Consider the following 20,458-nt stretch of genomic DNA (forward strand, 5'->3'; position numbering starts at 1 on the left):
TGCGGTAATTGATGTGAAAAAGGGCGCGAACGGGCCGTGAGAATCGGTCGGTTCGCGCGCGGTTGGCCGTTGTGCGGGCCACCGGCTTTGTGTAGACTCGAACGATGGCGCTGATTTCCCTGATCTCCCCGGTCCTGAAACTCCACGGCAACACTGCCCGTGCGGGTGCGCGCGCCATCGTCATCACGAAAACCATTACCACGAAAACGATCATTAAACGCTGATCGCCGTCGTGCCCGCCTGTTTCCCCGCGCGGTCACGCGGGGACGGAAATGGCGGGGAAGCTCCATTCAAGCAAAGGGTTAGTCATGAACGTAGGTCTCGTAGGTTGGCGCGGCATGGTCGGCAGCGTCCTGATGCAGCGCATGCAGGAAGAGGGCGATTTCGACCTGATCGAACCGGTGTTCTTCAGCACCAGCAACACGGGCGGCAAGGCGCCGTCGTTCGCGAAAAACGAGACCACGCTCAAGGACGCGACCAACGTCGACGAGCTGAAGAAGTGCGACGTGATCATCACGTGCCAGGGCGGCGACTACACGAACGACGTGTTCCCGAAGCTGCGTGCGGCCGGCTGGAACGGCTACTGGATCGACGCGGCATCGTCGCTGCGGATGAAGGACGACGCGGTCATCATCCTCGACCCGGTCAACCTCGACGTGATCAAGGACGCGCTCGTCAAGGGCACGAAGAACTTCATCGGCGGCAACTGCACGGTCAGCCTGATGCTGATGGCGCTCGGCGGCCTGTTCCGCGAGAATCTCGTCGACTGGATGACGGCGATGACGTACCAGGCCGCGTCGGGCGCGGGCGCGCAGAACATGCGCGAGCTGCTGTCGCAGATGGGCACGCTGAACGGCGCGGTGCAGGAACAGCTCGCCGATCCGGCTTCCGCGATCCTCGACATCGACCGCCGCGTGCTGGCCGCAATGAACAGCGATGCGATGCCGACGAGCCACTTCGGCGTGCCGCTCGCCGGTTCGCTGATTCCGTGGATCGACAAGGATCTCGGCAACGGGATGTCGAAGGAAGAGTGGAAGGGCGGCGCGGAAACCAACAAGATTCTCGGCAAGCCGGCGATGGGCGAGCCGGGTTCGATTCCGGTCGACGGCCTGTGCGTGCGGATCGGCGCGATGCGCTGCCACTCGCAGGCGCTGACGATCAAGCTGAAGAAGGACGTGCCGCTCGACGAGATCAACGGCATCCTCGCGTCGGCGAACGACTGGGTGAAGGTCGTGCCGAACGAGCGTGAAGCGTCGATGCGCGACCTGTCGCCGGCGAAGATCACCGGCACGCTGTCGGTGCCGGTCGGCCGCCTGCGCAAGCTCGCGATGGGCGGCGAATACCTGTCGGCGTTCACGGTCGGCGATCAATTGCTGTGGGGCGCGGCCGAGCCGCTGCGCCGCATGCTGCGCATCCTGCTCGACAAGTAAGCCCGCGGGCCGGGCTGCACGACACGACGCGCCGCGTCGGCCTCGAGATTCGAGGCCGGCGCGGCGCGTTTTTTCATGCGCGGTTCAGCGCAGACTCAGCGCAGGTTCAGCAGTGTCTGATCGACGGCCTGCTGGGTCTTGATCGTCTGTGCATTCGCCTGGTAATTGCGTTGCGCGGTGATCAGGTTTACGAGCTCGTTCGTGAGGTTGACGTTCGAGTTTTCCAGCGCGCTGCCCTGCAGCGTGCCGTGGTTCGTGCTGCCCGGCGCGGAGATCTGCGGCACGCCCGACGCGGCGGTTTCCGCATACTGGTTGCCGCCGATGTTCACGAGCCCGTTCGGGTTGTTGAAGTTCGCGAGCGCGATCAGGCCGAGCACCGCGCTCTGGCCGTTCGAGTAGTTGCCGGTCAGCTTGCCGTCGGCGCCGATCGAGAACGTCGTCAGCGTGCCGCTCGCGAAGCCGTCCTGCGCAAGATGGGTCACGCCATCCTTGCCGCCGTACTGCGTCGTGCCGCCCAGATCGAGCGCCAGGTTCTGCGGATTGGCGCCGCCCGTCGTGTTCGGGATCGAGAACGCGAACTGGCCGAGGCTCGGCGTCGGCTGGCCGGTCGCGGCCGACGTCGTCGCGCTGATCCGGCCCGATGCGTCGAACGTGACGGTGCCGAGATGCGTCGGCGTCTGGCCCTGCACGCCCGCGTAGGCCTGCCACGTGCCGGCCGCGCTCTTCGCGAAGTACATCGTGACCGGTTGCGAGCCGCCGAGCGTGTCGTAGACCTGGATCGACGAGTTGTAGTTGTACGTCGTGTTGTCGGTTGCGTTGAACGGCGTCTTTGTCGGCACCTTGTCCTGCGCGTTCAGGTTGAACTGACCGGTGATCCTGGTCGTCGCGCGCGGCGCGAGGTTGCCGGTCGGCGCCTGCAGCGGCACCGTTTGCGCGGTGTCGATCGCGCCGCCGGCGCCTGCCGCATAGCCCATCAGGTTGCGGCCGTGCGCGTCGACGATTGCGCCATTCTTGTCGCGGTGGAACGTGCCGTCACGCGAATACGTGGTCACGCCGTTGCTCGACATCTGGAAGAAGCCGTTGCCGTTGATCGCGACGTCGAGCGACGACTTCGTCGAATCGATCGTACCCTGGCCGAAATTCTGCTGCACCGACGCGAGCCGCGTGCCGATGCCGATCTGTGTATTGACCGACGTCGCGACCGAATTCGCGTACATGTCGGCGAAATTCGCGCGCCCCTGTTTGAAGCCGACCGTGTTCGCGTTCGCGATGTTGTTGCCGATCACGTCGAGATGGCTCGACGCACCGGCCAACCCGCTCAAACCCTGCTGATAGCCCATGTTCGGTCCCCGTAACGAGCTGGTGAGTGAATGCAGTCGTGCGACTGCGCGATGACCTTCCGGTACTTCACGGCAGCAGCCTGGCCGAGCGGGCTCCCGCCTTTCCGGCATGGGCAGGCGCTAGGCCGGAATGCGCTGATTCCTGTTTAGGGGCGATCGTATCGACGGTAATTAATCGATCTGTGTAATTTTGTGTAATGAAATTGAATTCATGTGAAAGTCACCGCTTTCATATGCGCGGTGGGGCATGCGGAAGGCGCTGAAAGCCTTGTGGGGTGGTGCTTCGGTAGTGTGGATTTTCATTTCTTCGATAAGAGCGGGAAATTGCCTTCTTATCGAAGAATTGGACGTGATTGGAGCGAGATTGGTCGCCGGTCGCGATTTATTCTGATTTTCGGCTGTCGATTCATTAACCGCGGCCGGGGCGGATCGTCGAGGGGACGTTGGCGTTTCTGTCGCCGCGATCCTGCGGCGTACACGAGGCGAACACGCGGTGAACGCCGGAAAGCAGCCATTCGAACGGTGGGGCGATGCCGCTGCGAGACGGTTTTCGACTGCGCGCGCAGGTTGGCTTCGATCGATCGGATGCACGGGCCGAGGCAGGCGGACCCGCGCGACACGCGCGCCCGCCCGCAGCCGTTGCATCGACGGGCGACGAATTCGGCCGGAACCCGATCGTGTGAAGTAAACTACGCGGTTACGACGCACAGACCCGCCGAAAGCGTCGCGTTCCGCGCGACGCTTTTGCATTTCTGCAGCCACTTTATTGACGCTTCCAACCGCGAATCCGAGCCGCGCCCGCGCGCGGCGATAGAGCCAACGATGTCCCGAATTTCCTTGTTTCCGCGTCAGTCCCGTCTGTCGCGCGCCGTGCGTGGCGCGCTGGCGATCCTGGCGCTCGGCGCAGCCGCATCGGCATGGGCAGTCGGCACCGGCGAACTGCCGGCGTCCGCCGCCGGCGGCGCCGCTCCGCTTACCGTGACGGTCCAGCCGGGCCAGTCGCTGAACGACATCGCGAAAGCGGCCACGCAATCGCACGATCCGGCCGTGCTCGCGCGCGCGGGCCGCGCGCTGTTCGACGCCAATCCGCAGGCGTTCATGAAGCGCGACGCGAGCCGCCTGAAAGTCGGCGCGACGTTGACCGTGCCCCCGCTCGACACCACCGGCGCGGCGCTCGTGCCGGCCGGCGCGTCTGCTGCGTCCGCTGCGTCCGGTACGGCGGCCGCTTCCGCACCCGCCGCCGCATCGGGCGGGTCGGCGAACGCGCAGCACGGCGCATCCGCGCCGCATCCCGGCTCGACCGCGCAGCCCGCGCCGATGGCGCCGGCCGTGCATGCGGCTCCGGTGAGCGGGGCGAGTGCCGCGACGGCGGCGGGGGCGTCGGCTTCGAGCGGGGCGTCGGCCGCCCGTGGCGCGTCGGCCGTCGACGGCATTCAGGCGGCGGCGCCCACCGCCGGTGCAAGCGGTCCGCATGTATGGAGCGGTGCGATCCAGTCGGCGCCGTCGTCCGCGAGCGAGGCCGCGGCGCCGTCGGTGCCGGGCAGCCCGGTCTTCGGCGTGCATGAACCGGCCGCGCCCGCCGTGGGTGCGTCGCAGCCGCGGCCGTCGAGCCTGCAGCAATTGCTGGCATTGAAGAATCGCGTGCTGATGGAATTGCAGAAGCACGGCATCGGCAAACCGGCAACGACGACCGGCGTTGCGCCTGCGCCCGCTTCGGCGCCCGCCGCGCCGCGTCCGGCCGCGAATGACGCCGGTGGGTCGGCCGCTGCATCGACGGCAGGCGAAGTCGCGTCGGATGCGGCAGCCAGTGCGCCGCAACCGGCATCGGCTCCGGTACGACCGGCCGCTCCCGTCGCGACGCCTGCACGTCGTACCGAGCAGATGGACTGGCGCCCGGCCGCGGTGGCCGGCGCCGCCGTGATCGTGCTCGCGGCCGGCTTCGCATGGCGCAAGCGCCGCAAGGGTCGCCGTCCGGACGATGCGGGGACGGCTGCGGTTGCAGCAGACGGTGCCGCGGTTGCAGAAGCGGAAGCCGCGCCGTCCGTCGAACGCGAACTGCCGATCACGCCCGAGATGCCGGTCGCACGCGATGCGGCGTCCGACATGAATCTCGCCGCGGCGACTGCCGCTGCGGCGGAGACGGTCGAGCCGCCCGCCGCGGACGCATCGTCCGCGCCCGACATGACGGCACCGCGCGACGAGTCGCCTGAATCTCCGCTTGCGCACGCTGCGGTGCCGGCCGAGGCTTCGCACGATAAGGATCTGGCCGAAAAAGCCGCTGCCGCCGACGAGCCGGCACAGCAGAGCGAGCCCGCCGAGCCGACCTCCACATCCGCCGCACCTTCGACGACCGAAGCGCAGCACGCGACGCTGATGCAGAACGCGATCAGCGCGCTCAATAGTCTCGACATGCCGTTGCCGCCGCGGGCAGCAGGCGAACCGTCGTCGACGGCGGACGAACCGTCTGCGCGGGCGGCGCCGATCGAAGCCGATAAAATCGCAACTAACGGTCAAGCCGCCGAGCGCCCGTCGATGGATTCGAGCGAGAGGGCACCGGAACATCCGGCCGACCAGGAAGACGACTTCGACTGGGATCCGGACGCGGCGACGCCTGCCGGTCACGCGGGCAACGCGCCCGCGACGTCGTCGCTGCCGCCGCTCGGCGGCGCGCAGTTCGGCGCGCTGAAGCTCGACTTCGATCTCGACCTGCCGGCCACGCCGGGCGCCGCGCTGCCTGCGCTGACCCCGGACGAGCTCGCGCGCATCGCCCGCAACAAGCTGGACCTCGCGGCCGAATATGTCGAACTGGGCGACCTGTCCGGCGCGCGGACGCTGCTGCAGGAAGTGGTCGACGCGAACGACGCCGCGACGCGCGACGACGCACGCGCGCTGCTCGCGAAACTGGCGGACGAGGCGTGATGCGGATCGCGCTGGGCATCCAGTACGACGGCGCGGCGTTCTGCGGCTGGCAGGCGCAGCCGCACGGCAAGACCGTGCAGGACCGGCTCGAGCATGCGCTGGCCGAGTTCGCGCGGGTGCCGCTGCACACGACGGTTGCGGGGCGGACCGACACCGGCGTGCACGGGCTCGGGCAAGTCGTGCATTTCGACACCGATCTCGAGCGCGAAGCGTTCTCGTGGGTGCGCGGCACCAACGCGTTCCTGCCGCCGACCGTGTCGGTGCAGTGGGCGAAGCCGATGCCGGACACGTTCCACGCGCGTTTCTCGGCGTTCGAGCGCACTTACTACTACGCGCTGTACGTGCACCCCGTGCGCTCGCCGATGCTGGCCGGCCGTGCGGGCTGGATCCACACGCCGCTCGACGACGACGCGATGCGCGCCGCCGCCGCGCACCTGATCGGCGAGCACGACTTTTCGTCGTTCCGGTCGTCGGAATGCCAGTCGAAGACGCCGGTCAAACACCTGTATCAGATCGACGTGCGGCGCGCGGGGCATTTCATCCATTTCCGCTTCCGCGCGAACGCGTTCCTGCATCACATGGTGCGTAACCTGATGGGCTGCCTCGTCGCGGTCGGGCGCGGCCGCTACCCGGCCGACTGGCTCGCCGACGTGCTGGCCGGGCGCGACCGCAACCTCGCGGCGCCCACGTTCATGGCCGACGGGCTGTACCTCGCCCACGTCGGCTACCCGGCGGAATTCGCCGTCCCGCCCGCGCAGCTCGGCAGCGTGCCGTGGAGCAGCGTCTGGGCTGATCTGGACCCACTATCATGACGGATCACGACGTGTCTTCTTCGAATTCCGCCGCGGCGGGCCTGCCGCCGCGCACGCGCATCAAGCTGTGCGGGCTGTCGCGCCGAGAGGACGTGCTGCACGCGGCGGCGCTCGGCGCCGATGCGATCGGTCTCGTGTTCTACCCGAAAAGCCCGCGTGCCGTGACGATCGCGCAAGCGGCCGAGCTGGCGAGTCTCGCGCCGCCGTTCGTGTCGGTGGTCGGGCTGTTCGTGAATGCGACCGAAGCCGAGATCGAGGCCGTCGTGCGCGACGTGCCGCTCACGGTGCTGCAGTTCCACGGCGACGAGACGCCGGAGCAGTGCGATGCGCTCGGCCGCGCGGCGCGCCTGCCGTGGCTGCGCGCGGTGCGCGTCGGCCCCTCGACGCAGCCGTCCGATTTGGTAGAATCGGCTCTTCATTATTCGAAAGGGCGCGGCCTCCTGTTCGACACCCTGGTGCCGGATTACGGCGGTAGCGGCAAGGTCTTCGATTGGTCTCTTATTCCCGCAGAGCTCGCGCGTCGGGCCGTTTTGAGTGGTGGCTTGAACGCGCAAAACGTCGGTGATGCGATCCGCCAGTTGCGTCCGTTCGCTGTCGATGTCTCGAGTGGCATCGAAGTGGCGGGCGCGAAGGGCGTGAAGGATCACGCCCGGATGGCGGCGTTCGTGCGCGCGGTGCGCGAAGCGGACGCCGGATGACGCAAGCCGGTGCGGCCTGACAAGCGGGCGCACCGACCGATCGAGAGAGACACCATGTACAACCTTCCCGATGATCGCGGCCATTTCGGCCCGTATGGCGGCGTGTTCGTCGCCGAAACGCTGATTCATGCGCTGGACGAACTGCGCGCGGCGTATGAAAAGTTCCAGAACGATCCCGACTTCGTCGCCGAATTCGAGCGCGAACTGAAGTATTTCGTCGGCCGCCCGTCGCCGATCTATCACGCGCAGCGCTGGAGCGAGATGCTCGGCGGCGCGCAGATCTACCTGAAGCGCGAAGACCTGAACCACACCGGTGCGCACAAGATCAACAACGTGATCGGCCAGGCGCTGCTCGCGAAGCGCATGGGCAAGAAGCGCGTGATCGCGGAAACCGGCGCGGGCCAGCACGGCGTCGCGACCGCGACGATCTGCGCGCGCTTCGGGATGGAGTGCGTGGTCTACATGGGCGCGGAGGACGTGCGCCGGCAGGCCGCGAACGTCTACCGGATGAAGCTGCTCGGCGCGACGGTCGTGCCGGTCGAATCGGGTTCGCGCACGCTGAAGGACGCGCTGAACGAAGCGATGCGCGACTGGGTCACGAACATCGAAAGCACGTTCTACATCATCGGCACGGTCGCGGGCCCGCACCCGTACCCGATGATGGTGCGCGACTTCCAGCGCGTGATCGGCGACGAGTGCAAGGTGCAGATGCCCGAGCTCGCGGGCCGGCAGCCGGACGCGGTGATCGCGTGCGTCGGCGGCGGGTCGAACGCGATGGGCATCTTCTATCCGTACATCGACGATCGATCGGTGCAGCTGATCGGCGTCGAAGCGGCCGGCGACGGCATCGACACGGGGCATCACGCGGCATCGCTGATCGCCGGCAGCCCGGGCGTGCTGCACGGCAACCGCACGTATCTGCTGCAGGACGACAACGGCCAGATCATCGAGACGCATTCGGTGTCGGCGGGCCTCGACTATCCGGGCGTCGGCCCCGAACACGCGTGGCTGAAGGACAGCGGCCGCGCGCAGTACGTGCCGATCACCGACGACGAGGCGCTGAAGGCATTCCACGACTGCTGCCGGATCGAGGGGATCATCCCCGCGCTCGAGTCGAGCCACGCGATCGCGTATGGCGTGAAGCTCGCGCCGACGTTGCCGAAGGACAAGATCCTGCTCGTCAACCTGTCGGGCCGCGGCGACAAGGACATGCACACGGTCGCCGAGCGATCGGGCATCGAGCTCTGACCCCGACCGATGCGTGACCTGATCGAAGAGCCGGGCGGCGGCGCCGCGAGCGAGGCGGAGGCGGTTCAGCCCGCCGCTGTCGTGCCGCGCGTGCTGCCGCACGGTATCGAACTGCACAACCGCGATTTCCTGACCGATGCCGCGCACTTGCCGGATGCGTCGATCGACCTGATCGTCGCCGATCCGCCGTACGGGCTCGGCAAGGACTACGGCAACGACTCGGACAAGCGTTCGGGCGACGATTTCCTCGCGTGGACGCGCGAGTGGCTCGAGCTCGCGATTCCGAAGCTGAAGCCGAGCGGGTCGATGTACATCTTCTGCACGTGGCAGTACGCGCCGGAAATCTTCAGTTTTCTGAAGACGCAGCTCACGATGGTCAACGAGATCATCTGGGACCGGCGCGTGCCGAGCATGGGCGGCACGACGCGCCGTTTCACGTCGGTGCACGACAACATCGGCTTTTTCGCGGTTTCCAAAGCGTATTACTTCGATCTCGATCCGGTCCGCATCCCGTACGACGCCGACACGAAGAAGGCCCGCTCGCGCAAGCTGTTCGAAGGCAGCAAGTGGCTGGAGATGGGTTACAACCCGAAGGACGTCTGGTCGGTCTCGCGCCTGCACCGGCAGCACGCGGAGCGCGTCGATCATCCGACCCAGAAGCCGCTGGAAATCATCGAGCGGATGGTGCTCGCGAGCTGCCCGCCGGGCGGCCGCGTGCTCGATCCGTTCATGGGCAGCGGCACGACCGCGGTGGCCTGCGCACGGCAGGGGCGCGACTTCGTCGGCTACGAGATCAACGAAAGCTATTGTGCGATTGCGCACGAGCGCGTGAGCGCGCTCGCCGCGCCGGCGTGCGCGTGAATCGCGCCGCCGCGTCGCCGAACGCATCCAGGAAAATTGCCATGTCCCGTATTCAGCAGACCTTTGCCGCGCTCGCCGAACAAGGCCGTAAGGGCCTGATCCCGTTCATCACCGCCGGCGACCCCGATCCGGCGAAAACCGTCGAATTCATGCACGCACTCGCCGCAGGCGGCGCGGACGTGATCGAACTCGGCGTGCCGTTCTCGGACCCGATGGCCGACGGCCCGGTGATCCAGCGCTCGTCGGAGCGCGCGCTCGCGCGCGGCGTCACGTTGAAGAGCGTGCTCGCCGACGTGAAGCGTTTTCGCGAAACCGACCAGAAAACCCCCGTCGTGCTGATGGGCTATGCGAACCCGATCGAGCGGATGGGTGTCGACGCGTTCGCGGCCGAGGCGCACGCGGCCGGTGTCGACGGCGTGCTGGTGGTCGACTATCCGCCGGAAGAAGCGGGCGTGTTCGCCGAGAAAATGCGCGGCGCGCAGATCGATCCGATCTTCCTGCTCGCGCCCACGTCGACCGACGAACGCATCGCCGACGTCGGCAAGATCGCGAGCGGCTACGTCTATTACGTGTCGCTCAAGGGCGTGACCGGCGCCGGAAATCTGGATGTTTCGAGCATTGCAGGTAAAATCCCGGCCATCAAGTCGCGCGTGCCGGTTCCGGTGGGCGTCGGCTTCGGGATCCGCGACGCCGAAACGGCGCGCGCGGTGGCCGAAGTGTCGGACGCCGTCGTGATCGGCAGCCGCCTGGTGCAGCTGCTCGAGAGCGCCGCACCGGAAGGCGCGGCGGCCGCGCTGAAGACGTTCATCGCCGAGCTGCGCGCTGCGCTGGACGGCGCCGGCAACACGGCGCGATAAACACAACACAGGAAGCGGGAACGGGCCGCGTCGGCCCGCCCCGCCACGGAACAGGAAACCATACGATGAGCTGGCTCGACAAACTGTTGCCGCCGAAGATCAAGCAGACCGACCCGAAAAGCCGCAAGGGCATTCCGGAGGGTCTGTGGGTCAAGTGCCCGTCCTGCGAGGCCGTTCTCTATCGCAACGACGTGGACGCGAACCTGCACGTGTGCCCGAAGTGCGATCACCACATGCGCATCGGCGCGCGCGAGCGTCTCGACGGGCTGCTCGATCCGGAAGGCCGCTACGAGATCGGCCAGGAAATCGTGCCGGTCGACTCGCTGAAGTTCAAGGACAGCCGCAAGTACCCCGATCGTCTGAAGGAAGCGATGGACGAAACCGGCGAGACCGACGCGATGGTCGTGATGGGCGGCGCGATCCACACGCTGCCGGTCGTGGCTGCCTGCTTCGAGTTCTCGTTCATGGGCGGCTCGATGGGGTCGGTCGTCGGCGAGCGCTTCGCGCGCGGCGCGCAGAATGCGCTGGAACAGCACGTGCCGTTCATCTGCTTCACCGCATCGGGCGGCGCACGGATGCAGGAAAGCCTGCTGTCGCTGATGCAGATGGCCAAGACCACCGCGATGCTGACCAAGCTGGCCGAGGCCAAGCTGCCGTTCATCTCGGTGCTGACCGACCCGACGATGGGCGGCGTGTCGGCGAGCTTCGCGTTCCTCGGCGACGTCGTGATCGCCGAGCCGAAGGCGCTGATCGGCTTCGCCGGTCCGCGCGTGATCGAGCAGACGGTCCGCGAGAAGCTGCCGGAAGGCTTCCAGCGCGCCGAATTCCTGTTGAAGACCGGCGCGATCGACATGATCGTCGACCGGCGCAAGATGCGCGACGAGATCGCGCAATTGCTCGCGCTGCTGCAGCGACAGCCGGCCGACGCGCTGGCTTGACCGGCGCAAGGTTGTGACTCTGCGCGTCGCCTGGCTCGAGCGTCAGGCGGCGCGCTTCGTTTTTTGGCGTAGTGGCGGTACCGATCCAGATTTGATCCGATGAGCACTTTTCCCACTCTCGACGCGTGGCTTTCGCATCTCGAACGCGCGCACCCGGTCGGCATCGACATGGGCCTCACCCGCATCGGGCAGGTCAAGGCGGCGCTGCAGCTCGAATTCGCATGCCCGGTGATCACCGTCGGCGGCACGAACGGCAAGGGCTCGACCTGCGCATTCCTCGAGACGATTCTCGTGCGCGCGGGCTACAAGGTCGGTTGCCACACGTCGCCGCACCTGCTCGAATTCAACGAGCGCGCCCGCGTGAACGGGCACAACGTGACCGACGACGAACTGCTGCCGCATTTCGAGGCCGTCGAAGCCGCGCGCACGTCGTTGGCCGAGCCCGTGTCGCTCACGTATTTCGAATTCACGACGCTCGCGATCCTCCATCTGTTCGCGTCGCGCGGGCTGGACGCGGTGATTCTCGAAGTCGGCCTCGGCGGCCGGCTCGATGCGGTCAACATCATCGATACCGATTGCGCGATCGTCACGAGCATCGACATCGACCACACCGAATATCTCGGCGACACGCGCGAGAAGATCGCGTTCGAGAAGGCCGGGATCTTCCGCGCGGGCAAGCCGGCGATCTGCGGCGATCCGGCCGCACCGCAGACATTGATCGACCACGCCGAAGCGATCGGCGCGGATCTGTGGCTGGTCGGCCGCGATTTTCGCTACGAAGCGCAGGCGGGCGCCGAACGTCAGCAATGGAGCTACCTCGGCCGCGAGAAGCGCTATCCGGCGCTCGCGTATCCGGCGCTGCGCGGCGCGAATCAGCTGATCAACGCGTCGGCCGCGCTCGCCGCGCTCGAGGCGCTGCGCCCGGTGCTGCCGGTGTCCGCGCAGGACATCCGGCTCGGGCTGGCGAACGTCGAGCTGCCGGGGCGCTTCCAGGTGCTGCCCGGCAAGCCGGCGATCGTGCTCGACGTCGCGCACAATCCGCACGCGTCGGCCGTGCTCGAGCAGAACCTCGGCAACATGGGCTTCTTCCCGTACACGTACGCGGTGTTCGGCGCGATGCACGACAAGGACATCGACGGCGTGCTGCAGCATCTGAAGGGCGAGATCGACCACTGGTGCGTGACCGATCTACCGCTGCCGCGCGCGGCCTCCGCGGAGCAGCTCGAAGCCGCGCTGCGCAAGGCCGGCGTGGCGGAGGGGCCCGATTCGAGCGTGACGCGTTACGCGTCGCCCGCGGAAGCGTTTCGCGATGCACTAAAAAGAGCATCCGAGAATGATAGAATCGTGGTTTTCGGCAGTTTCCATACGGTTGCCGGCGTGCTGGCCTACCGTAAATCGCAGCAACACTGACTGACGGGCAGTTTCGGACTCAGCCATTCATGGGAATTTTCTCGTTCGGCAAAAAAGACGACGACGCGCCCCCGCGGCGCGGCGGTCGTACCGGGGCCTCCCGGAACGTGCGCACGGAGCGCACTGAACGCGTCGAGCGACGCTCGCGCCGCACCGAGCGTCCGGAATCGGACGCACTGCTCCTCGATCCGACCCTTCCAGAAAAGCAACGCGCGCGCCGTCGCCTCGTCGGCGCGATCGCGCTCGTCGTGGCCGCGGTGATCGTACTGCCGATGGTGCTCGATTCGCACCCGAAGCCGGTCACCGACGACATCGCGATCGACATCCCGAACCGGCCCGCGCACCAGGCGGTCGCGCCGCGCGACGATGATGCGGCCGACGTGCAGGCGGGCGTCGCGCACGACGAACCGCCGGCCTCCGACACGGCCGTTGCGGCCGCACCGGCGCCCGCGCCGAAGGAGGCCGCCAAGCCGACCGCGAAACCCGATACGACCACCACCGCGAGCGTGACGCCGCCGAAGCCCGCACCGAAGCCGGCTGCTCCCGCGCCGAAGCCGGCCGCGCCGAAGCCTGCGCCCGCAACCGTCGCGAATGCCGACGCCGCCAGCCCGGACAGCGGCGACGCATCGTCGCCGGCATCGCCGGCCGGTGCGCGCTTCGCGGTGCAGCTCGGTTCGTTCAAGGATGACGCGACGGCCCGTTCGTGGGCGGCCAAGTTGAAATCGGCGGGGGTACCCGCATATGTCGAGCATCGCAAGCAGGCGGATGGCAGCACGGCTACACTGTTGCGTGCCGGCCCGTTCGCGGATCGCTCGGCGGCCTCCGCCGCGATCGCGAAGGTGCGCGAAGCCGGTCTGACGCAGTAATGCCACGATGCTGACGGCTTTCGACTACGCTGTATTGGCGGTGATCGCGTTGTCGGCGCTGCGCGGCGCGTGGCGCGGCTTCGTGTCCGAGATTTTCGGGCTGATCGGCTGGATCGCGGCGATCGTGATCGCGAGCCGCTACGTCGGGCTGGTCGTGCCGTATATCCCGGCGAACTGGCCGGGCGGCGCGCTGACGCAGTGGGTGATCGCCTTCGCGTTGCTCGTGATCGGCGTCGTGCTGGTCGCCGGCGTGGCGAACGCGCTGCTGTCGCGGATCGCGCAGGCGAGCGGCCTGGGCGGCGTCGACCGCTCGCTGGGCATGATGTTCGGGCTGGTGCGCGGCTGCGTGCTGGTGGTGCTGCTGGTCGCGGCGGCCGGGCTGACCGAACTGCCCAAACAGGATTTCTGGCGCAATGCGCTATTGCGTCCTTTTGCCGAACAGGGCGTGCACGAGCTGAAGCAGCTCCTGCCCGACGGCATGGCCCAGTACGTACGCGTGTGACGACGCGGCCGGGCAGGACGGAACCGATTTTGTCATCTTGAAGGACATGCCATGTGCGGCATCGTAGGTGTTATCTCCCAATCCCCGGTCAATCAGCTGATCTATGACAGCCTGCTGCTGCTGCAGCATCGCGGTCAGGACGCGGCGGGCATTGCGACGGCGGACGGCAGCAATTTCCACATGTACAAGGCGAACGGCATGGTGCGCGACGTGTTCCGCACGCGCAACATGCGCAGCCTGCCCGGCACCTACGGCATCGGCCAGGTGCGCTACCCGACGGCCGGCTCGGCGTCGAGCGAGGCCGAGGCGCAGCCGTTCTACGTGAACGCGCCGTTCGGGATCATCCTCGCGCACAACGGCAACCTGACGAACTGGCAGCAACTGAAGGACGAGATGTTCCGGATCGACCGCCGGCACATCAACACCAATTCCGACAGCGAAGTGCTGCTCAACGTGTTCGCGCACGAGCTGCAACTGTCGACCACGGGCCTCGAGCTCGATCCGGCGTCGGTGTTCAAGGCGGTGTCGGGCGTGCATCGCCGCCTGCAGGGTTCGTACGCGATCGTGTCGCTGATCGCCGGCTACGGCCTGCTCGCGTTCCGCGACCCGTACGGCATCCGGCCGCTGTGCATCGGCAAGCTCGAGACCGAACACGGCACCGAATGGATGGTCGCGTCGGAGTCGGTGGCGGTCGAAGGCATCGGTTTCGAATTCGTGCGCGACCTGGAGCCGGGCGAAGCGATCTTCATCGACAAGGCCGGCAACTTCCACAGCCAGCAGTGCGCGGAGAACCCGACGCTGAATCCGTGCATGTTCGAATACGTGTATCTCGCGCGTCCGGATTCGTGCCTCGACGGCGTGCCGGTCTACAACGTGCGCCTGCGCATGGGCGACTATCTCGCCGAGAAGATCAAGCGCGAGCTGCCGAACGTGCCGATCGACGTCGTGATGCCGATTCCCGATTCGTCGCGTCCGGCTGCGATGCAGGTCGCGGCGAAGCTCGGCGTCGAGTATCGCGAAGGCTTCTTCAAGAACCGCTACGTCGGCCGCACCTTCATCATGCCGGGCCAGGCCGTGCGCAAGAAGTCGGTGCGCCAGAAGCTCAACGCGATGAGCATCGAGTTCAAGGACAAGCACGTGCTGATCGTCGACGATTCGATCGTGCGCGGCACGACCTCGCACGAAATCGTGCAGATGGCGCGCGATGCGGGCGCGAAGTCGGTGATCTTCGCGTCGGCGGCGCCGCCCGTGAAGTTCCCGAACGTGTACGGCATCGACATGCCGACGCGTGGCGAGCTCGTCGCGCACGGCCGCACCGACGAAGAAGTCGCGAAGATCATCGGCGCCGACCACCTGATCTACCAGGACGTCGACGACCTGCGCCGCGCGGTGCGCGACATCAACCCGAAGCTCGAACGCTTCGAGGCGTCGTGCTTCGACGGCAACTACATCACGGGCGACGTGACGCCCGAGTATCTCGATGCGATCGAGCGCGCGCGCCTCACGCCGGCGTCGCAGGCCGATCGCGACACGGCCGGCGACACCGAGCGTTCGCAGATGAACCTGCAACTGTCGGTCGAGTAACGCCGGCGCACGCTTTTATCGAGGCGTGATAGGATGTGGCCTTGCGTCGATTTGATATCAGCTTGCGGACGCGGGGCAACTTCCCAAAACAGCTAAAGCGAAGGCCGGCGGCAGCCGGCCCGAGTCGATCGCTGTCGTACCGCACCGAAGCCCGCTGATGCCGACGCATAGCGGGCTTTTTGTTTTTGGCCTGGGTTTTGACCGGGTCCGCGCCGCATGCACGACCGTCGGCGCGGCCATCGAATACGGAAAACGGAACATGGACGACTCCCTCAACTTCGACACGCTTGCCGTGCGCGCGGGCACGCTGCGCAGCGACTTCAACGAACATTCGGAAGCGCTGTTCCTCACGTCGAGCTTCTGCTTCTCGAGCGCGGCCGACGCGGCCGAGCGCTTCGCGAATTCGGAAGACTATTTCACGTACTCGCGCTTCACGAATCCGACCGTCACCATGTTCCAGGAGCGTCTCGCCGCGCTCGAGGGCGGCGAGGCGTGCATCGCGACGGCGTCGGGCATGGCCGCGATCATGTCGGTCGTGATGTCCGCGCTGCAGGCGGGCGACCACCTCGTCAGCTCGCGCAGCCTGTTCGGCTCGACGCTCGGGATGTTCTCGCAGATCTTCAGCAAGTTCGGGATCACGACGACCTTCGTCGACCCGACCGACCTGAACGCGTGGCAGGAAGCCGTGCGGCCGGAAACGAAGATGTTCTTCCTCGAGACGCCGTCGAACCCGCTGACCGAGCTCGCCGACATCGAGGCGATCGGCAGGATCGCGAAGGCCGCGAACGCATTGTTCGTCGTCGACAACTGTTTCTGCAGCCCGGTGCTGCAGCAGCCGCTGAAGCTCGGCGCGGACGTCGTGATGCACTCGGCGACGAAATTCCTCGACGGGCAGGGCCGCGTGCTCGGCGGCGCGCTGGTCGGCTCGAAGGAATTCATCATGGGCAAGGTGTTCCCGTTCGTGCGCAGCGCGGGGCCGACGCTGTCGGCCTTCAACGCGTGGGTGCTGCTGAAGGGGATGGAGACGCTGTCGCTGCGCGTCGAAAAGCAGTCGGCGAACGCGCTGGAGATCGCGCGCTGGCTCGACGCGCATCCGGCCGTCGCGCGCGTGTTCTATCCGGGGCTCGAATCGCATCCGCAGCATGAACTCGCGAAGCGCCAGCAGAAGGCGGGCGGCGCGATCGTGTCGTTCGAGCTGAAGGGCGACACGCCCGAGCAGCAGCGCGCGAACGCATGGCGCGTGATCGACGGCACCAGGCTGGTGTCGATCACCGGCAACCTCGGCGACACGCGCACGACGATCACGCATCCGGCCACCACGACGCACGGCCGCATCACGCCGGAAGCGCGTGCGGCGGCGGGAATCACCGAAGGGCTGATCCGCCTCGCGGTCGGCCTCGAGCACGCGGGCGACATTCGCAACGATCTGGCGCGCGGTCTGGACGGTTGACCGATACGGCCGAGGTTCGTTCGGCATCGATGAAACGGGCCGCTCGAAAGAGCGGCCCGTTGTCGTTTCGGCGCATGCCGTCGCGCGCGTGTTTTCTCGTTCAGCCGGCGGCGTGCTGCCCGTGCGGAGCGGCACGCATTGCGTCCACCATCCATCGCAGCGTCTCGTCGAGCGGCGTGACAGGCAATTCGCCTACCGCGCGCCGCAGCTTGTCGCGCGACCCGCTCAGGCTTTTCACTTCATTGTGTCGCACGAAGCGCGGATCGATCGTCACGTCGATCACGTAGCCGGCGATGCGCGACAGCATCGCCAGCACTTCCTTCAGCGAATACGCGCGCTCCGAGCAGACGTTGAACGTCTCGCCGGCCGGCGCGGTTTCGACCAGCTTCAGATAGGCGGCTGTCACGTCGCGCACGTCGGAGAAATCGCGGCTCACGTCGAGGTTGCCGAGCGAGATCCGCGGTGCGTTCGACGCATAGTGCGCGACGAGCTTCGGCAGCAGATACGCATCGCTCTGGCCGACGCCCGTGTAGTTGAACGGCCGCGCGATCACGATCGGAAGCCGGTCGGCCCATAGCTTGGCCGCATATTCCATCGCGAGCTTGCTGACCGCGTAGTCGTTCGCCGGGGCAGGCGCGACGGTTTCGTCGAGCACGCCGGCCGTCGAGTTGCCGTAGACGTTCGCGCTGCTTGCCAGCAGCACGGCCGACGGGCGGCGGTCGAGGCCGGCGAGCGCCGCCAGCAGGTTGCGCGTGCCGACGATGTTGACCGCGTAGGTCTGCGACGGCTCGTCCTGGGCGACATGCGCGCGCGCGGCGAGATGCACGACCGCGTCGGGTCGCGCGTCGGCCGCGGCCGCGCGCATTGCATCCGCGTCGAGCAGGTCGACGGGCACCAGCGTGCAGTGTGCGAACGCCGGATCGGCGGGGCGGGGCGCGCCGGGCGCGATCGTGCCCCAGACGTCATAGCCGGCCGCCTGCAGGCGTTCGGCCATGTAGCGACCGGTGAAGCCCGTCAGGCCCGTGACGAACGCACGGCGCGACGGACGCCCGGTTTCAGAACGTGTCATGGTGTTGGTTCCGCGTCAAATCCGCTTCGACCATCATCTGGCAAAGTTGTTCGAGCGTCGTCCTGGGTGCCCAGCCGAGTTTGCTTTTCGCCTTGTCCGCGCAGCCGATCAGCAGATCGACTTCGGCCGGGCGGTAGAACTTCGGGTTCACTTCGACGAGCACGTTGCCGGTCGATGCGTCGAGGCCGCGCTCCTGCTCGCCCTTGCCGGTCCATTCGATCTGGTAGCCGGCCGCCGCGAACGCCATCCGCACGAAGTCGCGCACGGTTTCGGTCCGGTTGGTTGCCAGCACGTAGGTGTCGGGCTCGTCGGCCTGCAGCATCCGCCACATGCCTTCGACGTATTCGAGCGCGAAGCCCCAGTCGCGCTTCGCGTCGAGATTGCCCAGTTCGAGGCGGGTCGCCTTGCCCAGCTTGATCTTCGCGATCGTGTCGGTGATCTTGCGCGTGACGAATTCCCGGCCGCGCAGCGGCGATTCGTGGTTGAACAGGATCCCGCTGCTGCCGAACAGGCCATACGATTCGCGGTAGTTCACGGTCATCCAGTGCGCGTACAGTTTCGCGACGCCGTACGGGCTGCGCGGATAGAACGCCGTGGTTTCCGTTTGCGGAATGGCCTGCACCTTGCCGAACATCTCGGACGTCGACGCCTGGTAGAAGCGCGTCTTCGGGCTCACGACACGAATCGCCTCGAGCAGGTTCAGCGGGCCGATGCCGGTCACCTCGGCGGTCGTCGCCGGCTGGTCGAACGACACGCCGACGAAGCTTTGCGCGGCGAGGTTGTAGAGTTCGTCCGGCTGCGTGCGTTCGAGCAGGCGCAGGCTCGAACCGGCATCGGTCAGGTCGTGTTCGACGAGCGTCAGATTCGGATGCGTGTCGACGCCAAGCTCGGCGATGCGCCAGAAATTCACGGAGCTGGTGCGGCGGTAGGTGCCGGTGACCTCGTAGCCCTTGTCGAGCAGCAGTTTGGTCAGGTACGCACCGTCTTGCCCCGAAATTCCGGTGATGATGGCCTTTTTACGCGTTTGGCTCATGGCGTTGTCCTGGTAGAAGCGATGGATGATGAAATTCAGGCGGTCGTGCCGGCGGCAGCGGGCAACGCACGGCGCGCAGGCCCGCGCGTCAGGCGCCGTTCGAAGCCGTACCAGCTCAGCGTGGCGTAAGCGAGCGTGATCGCGAGCGCGAGCGCGGCCGTGACGAAGCGGTTCAGGTGCAGCGGCCACAGCGCGTACAGCACGCTCAGGTGGATCAGGTAGACGGTGTAGCTGACGGTGCCGACGTAGACGAGCAGCGGGTTCGTCAGCACGCGCTGCACGAGGCCGCGGCCGCGCAGCGCGATCACGACGATCGACGTGCACAGCAGCAGCGAGATGCTGTAGAGCGCCGCATTCGACAGCGGCGTGTTCGCGGCGCGAAAGCGCGGGAACGACAGGTGCAGCCAGCCGAGGATCGCCAGCGACACGAGCGCGCCGACGATCGCGAGCGGATAGAACGGCTCCAGCGCGCGCCGGTCGCGGCGCAGCACGATCGCGAGCAACGCGCCGGCCGCGAGCAGGTCCATCCGGAACGGCGTCAGGTAGTAGATCGGCCAGAACGAATCGAACCACGGTGTCGCGATCGCGCGCAGCACCGGCGCCGCGACGATCAGCGCGGCGGCGACCCACAGCAGCGCGCGCTCCGAGCACCAGAGCACGACGAACGGCCAGAAGATGTAGAACTGCTCCTCGACCGCGAGCGACCACAGCACGTTCAGGCTGTCATGGCCGATGCTGCCGAGCGACAGCCCGATATTGGTCGAGAAGAACGCGAACCACGGCCAATGCGGCAGCCAGCTCGCGCCGAACAGCAGCGTCGACACCGCCAGCAGCAGCACGTACGGCGGCAGGATGCGGCGTACGCGGCGCGCATAGAAATGGCTGAAGTACGACTGCCCGCGCGCCTTGCGATCGAGCAGGATGCCGGTGATCAGCAGGCCGCTCAGCACGAAGAACAGATCGACGCCCATCCACAGCGGCGCCTTCAGCGCATGCTGCAGGAACACGGCGCCGACCGCGATCGCGCGCAGCCCGTCGAGCTGGACGATGCGGCCGTGTTGCGGCGGGGCGAGGTCGGCGGGGCGCGACAGGGCCGTCATCGCGCGGCTCCTTCACGACCCGCATCCGATGCGTGTACGTATTGCATGCCTTTAAATGGAATATGAAATCGAAATCGATTCTAGGGAAAAGAAATCGGTAAAAAAACGCGCGACATTTATCTGCCGGCAAACATCCAAATGCCGGTTATTACGATCGCGAGATGAAAGGTTGGCGGCCGGGCGGGCACGACGGGCGGCGCAGAGCGGAATTTTCTACACGGCGACGGTCGACGGGCGGTCGTTATTGCCGTTTCCGGGCGTCATTTACAGGCTGTTCCGGTTCGATATTTCAGGCAGAAACATCCCCAAATATTTCCAAATTTCTTGTGATTATTTTTGCT

General features: G+C 66.8%; 18 protein-coding genes. 14 read left to right on the forward strand and 4 right to left on the reverse strand.

The features are described 5' to 3' along the window. The first annotated feature begins 104 nt into the window (after window positions 1-104). Together WS54_RS04320 and asd are read left to right on the forward strand one after the other, a co-directional pair. Window positions 105-224, forward strand: a complete 120-nt coding sequence (locus WS54_RS04320; RefSeq protein WP_006756675.1) for a hypothetical protein — start codon at window positions 105-107, stop codon at window positions 222-224. An 84-nt stretch (window positions 225-308) separates the two neighbouring features. Continuing rightward, window positions 309-1,430, forward strand: a complete 1,122-nt coding sequence (asd, locus tag WS54_RS04325; RefSeq protein ID WP_059783982.1) for an aspartate-semialdehyde dehydrogenase — start codon at window positions 309-311, stop codon at window positions 1,428-1,430. Between the two features lie 95 nt (window positions 1,431-1,525). Here asd and flgE read toward each other — a convergent pair whose 3' ends face one another. Further along, window positions 1,526-2,770 carry a flagellar hook protein FlgE gene (gene flgE / locus WS54_RS04330; RefSeq protein WP_059783978.1) on the reverse strand — a complete coding sequence of 415 codons (1,245 nt, stop codon included), beginning with the start codon at window positions 2,768-2,770 and terminating at the stop codon, window positions 1,526-1,528. Between the two features lie 822 nt (window positions 2,771-3,592). Between flgE and WS54_RS04335 the strand changes: the two genes are divergently transcribed. The 12 genes from WS54_RS04335 to WS54_RS04395 all read left to right on the forward strand — a co-directional run bounded on the left by WS54_RS04335 (window position 3,593) and on the right by WS54_RS04395 (window position 16,915). Then, entirely contained in the window at window positions 3,593-5,689 is a 2,097-nt protein-coding gene (locus WS54_RS04335; protein ID WP_059783977.1) for a FimV/HubP family polar landmark protein, read from the forward strand. Next, window positions 5,689-6,501: a tRNA pseudouridine(38-40) synthase TruA gene (gene truA, locus WS54_RS04340; protein WP_034205167.1), complete on the forward strand. Its 813-nt coding sequence runs from the start codon at window positions 5,689-5,691 to the stop codon at window positions 6,499-6,501. The genes WS54_RS04335 and truA overlap by 1 nt, the downstream gene beginning before the upstream one ends. After that, the gene (locus WS54_RS04345) at window positions 6,498-7,199 is read left to right on the forward strand and encodes a phosphoribosylanthranilate isomerase (protein WP_059783975.1); all 702 of its coding nucleotides are present in this window, start codon (window positions 6,498-6,500) and stop codon (window positions 7,197-7,199) included. Before truA ends, WS54_RS04345 begins: the two co-directional genes overlap by 4 nt. A 54-nt stretch (window positions 7,200-7,253) precedes the next feature. Beyond that, window positions 7,254-8,447 (forward strand): tryptophan synthase subunit beta, encoded by a 1,194-nt coding sequence (gene trpB / locus WS54_RS04350; RefSeq protein ID WP_059501145.1) that lies wholly within the window; start codon window positions 7,254-7,256, stop codon window positions 8,445-8,447. Window positions 8,448-8,456: 9 nt separating this feature from the next. Beyond that, window positions 8,457-9,308 carry a DNA-methyltransferase gene (locus WS54_RS04355; protein ID WP_059783974.1) on the forward strand — a complete coding sequence of 284 codons (852 nt, stop codon included), beginning with the start codon at window positions 8,457-8,459 and terminating at the stop codon, window positions 9,306-9,308. Window positions 9,309-9,349: 41 nt separating this feature from the next. Next, window positions 9,350-10,165 (forward strand): tryptophan synthase subunit alpha, encoded by an 816-nt coding sequence (gene trpA / locus WS54_RS04360; RefSeq protein WP_059783972.1) that lies wholly within the window; start codon window positions 9,350-9,352, stop codon window positions 10,163-10,165. A gap of 65 nt (window positions 10,166-10,230) precedes the next feature. Continuing rightward, window positions 10,231-11,103 carry an acetyl-CoA carboxylase, carboxyltransferase subunit beta gene (gene accD / locus WS54_RS04365; protein ID WP_009691548.1) on the forward strand — a complete coding sequence of 291 codons (873 nt, stop codon included), beginning with the start codon at window positions 10,231-10,233 and terminating at the stop codon, window positions 11,101-11,103. A gap of 99 nt (window positions 11,104-11,202) precedes the next feature. After that, on the forward strand, window positions 11,203-12,513 hold the full coding sequence (folC, locus tag WS54_RS04370; protein WP_034205162.1) for a bifunctional tetrahydrofolate synthase/dihydrofolate synthase: 1,311 nt from the start codon (window positions 11,203-11,205) through the stop codon (window positions 12,511-12,513). Window positions 12,514-12,542: 29 nt separating this feature from the next. Beyond that, complete coding sequence (locus WS54_RS04375) at window positions 12,543-13,379, forward strand: SPOR domain-containing protein (protein ID WP_059783970.1); 837 nt, start codon at window positions 12,543-12,545, stop codon at window positions 13,377-13,379. 7 nt (window positions 13,380-13,386) lie between these two features. Then, entirely contained in the window at window positions 13,387-13,881 is a 495-nt protein-coding gene (locus WS54_RS04380; protein WP_034205160.1) for a CvpA family protein, read from the forward strand. A 51-nt stretch (window positions 13,882-13,932) separates the two neighbouring features. Beyond that, a complete protein-coding gene (gene purF / locus WS54_RS04385; protein ID WP_034205159.1) occupies window positions 13,933-15,465 on the forward strand; it encodes an amidophosphoribosyltransferase in 1,533 nt (510 codons plus the stop codon). Between the two features lie 259 nt (window positions 15,466-15,724). Then, window positions 15,725-16,915: an O-succinylhomoserine sulfhydrylase gene (locus tag WS54_RS04395; protein WP_059783969.1), complete on the forward strand. Its 1,191-nt coding sequence runs from the start codon at window positions 15,725-15,727 to the stop codon at window positions 16,913-16,915. Window positions 16,916-17,015: 100 nt separating this feature from the next. On the opposite strand, the gene WS54_RS04400 is transcribed toward WS54_RS04395, so the two are convergent. The 3 genes from WS54_RS04400 to WS54_RS04410 are packed head-to-tail and all read right to left on the reverse strand — an operon-like array spanning window position 17,016 to window position 20,117. Next, a complete protein-coding gene (locus WS54_RS04400; protein ID WP_034205157.1) occupies window positions 17,016-17,984 on the reverse strand; it encodes an NAD-dependent epimerase/dehydratase family protein in 969 nt (322 codons plus the stop codon). Next, a complete protein-coding gene (gene gmd, locus WS54_RS04405; protein WP_059783968.1) occupies window positions 17,971-19,017 on the reverse strand; it encodes a GDP-mannose 4,6-dehydratase in 1,047 nt (348 codons plus the stop codon). The genes WS54_RS04400 and gmd overlap by 14 nt, the downstream gene beginning before the upstream one ends. Before the next feature lie 35 nt (window positions 19,018-19,052). Beyond that, window positions 19,053-20,117, reverse strand: a complete 1,065-nt coding sequence (locus tag WS54_RS04410) for an acyltransferase family protein (RefSeq protein ID WP_034205155.1) — start codon at window positions 20,115-20,117, stop codon at window positions 19,053-19,055. Window positions 20,118-20,458: the final 341 nt, after the last annotated feature.

The organism is Burkholderia sp. NRF60-BP8, from assembly GCF_001522585.2.
Classification (GTDB): Bacteria; Pseudomonadota; Gammaproteobacteria; order Burkholderiales; family Burkholderiaceae; genus Burkholderia.

Coding starts and splice junctions, on each gene's coding strand:
- trpB (WP_059501145.1), top strand. CDS start 7,254: ATGTACAACCTTCCCGATGATCGCGGCCATTTCGGCCCGTATGGCGGC.
- WS54_RS04335 (WP_059783977.1), top strand. CDS start 3,593: ATGTCCCGAATTTCCTTGTTTCCGCGTCAGTCCCGTCTGTCGCGCGCC.
- asd (WP_059783982.1), top strand. CDS start 309: ATGAACGTAGGTCTCGTAGGTTGGCGCGGCATGGTCGGCAGCGTCCTG.
- purF (WP_034205159.1), top strand. CDS start 13,933: ATGTGCGGCATCGTAGGTGTTATCTCCCAATCCCCGGTCAATCAGCTG.
- WS54_RS04400 (WP_034205157.1), bottom strand. CDS start 17,984: ATGACACGTTCTGAAACCGGGCGTCCGTCGCGCCGTGCGTTCGTCACG.
- accD (WP_009691548.1), top strand. CDS start 10,231: ATGAGCTGGCTCGACAAACTGTTGCCGCCGAAGATCAAGCAGACCGAC.
- WS54_RS04345 (WP_059783975.1), top strand. CDS start 6,498: ATGACGGATCACGACGTGTCTTCTTCGAATTCCGCCGCGGCGGGCCTG.
- truA (WP_034205167.1), top strand. CDS start 5,689: ATGCGGATCGCGCTGGGCATCCAGTACGACGGCGCGGCGTTCTGCGGC.
- WS54_RS04410 (WP_034205155.1), bottom strand. CDS start 20,117: ATGACGGCCCTGTCGCGCCCCGCCGACCTCGCCCCGCCGCAACACGGC.
- gmd (WP_059783968.1), bottom strand. CDS start 19,017: ATGAGCCAAACGCGTAAAAAGGCCATCATCACCGGAATTTCGGGGCAA.
- flgE (WP_059783978.1), bottom strand. CDS start 2,770: ATGGGCTATCAGCAGGGTTTGAGCGGGTTGGCCGGTGCGTCGAGCCAT.
- WS54_RS04355 (WP_059783974.1), top strand. CDS start 8,457: ATGCGTGACCTGATCGAAGAGCCGGGCGGCGGCGCCGCGAGCGAGGCG.
- WS54_RS04380 (WP_034205160.1), top strand. CDS start 13,387: ATGCTGACGGCTTTCGACTACGCTGTATTGGCGGTGATCGCGTTGTCG.
- trpA (WP_059783972.1), top strand. CDS start 9,350: ATGTCCCGTATTCAGCAGACCTTTGCCGCGCTCGCCGAACAAGGCCGT.
- WS54_RS04375 (WP_059783970.1), top strand. CDS start 12,543: ATGGGAATTTTCTCGTTCGGCAAAAAAGACGACGACGCGCCCCCGCGG.
- WS54_RS04395 (WP_059783969.1), top strand. CDS start 15,725: ATGGACGACTCCCTCAACTTCGACACGCTTGCCGTGCGCGCGGGCACG.
- folC (WP_034205162.1), top strand. CDS start 11,203: ATGAGCACTTTTCCCACTCTCGACGCGTGGCTTTCGCATCTCGAACGC.
- WS54_RS04320 (WP_006756675.1), top strand. CDS start 105: ATGGCGCTGATTTCCCTGATCTCCCCGGTCCTGAAACTCCACGGCAAC.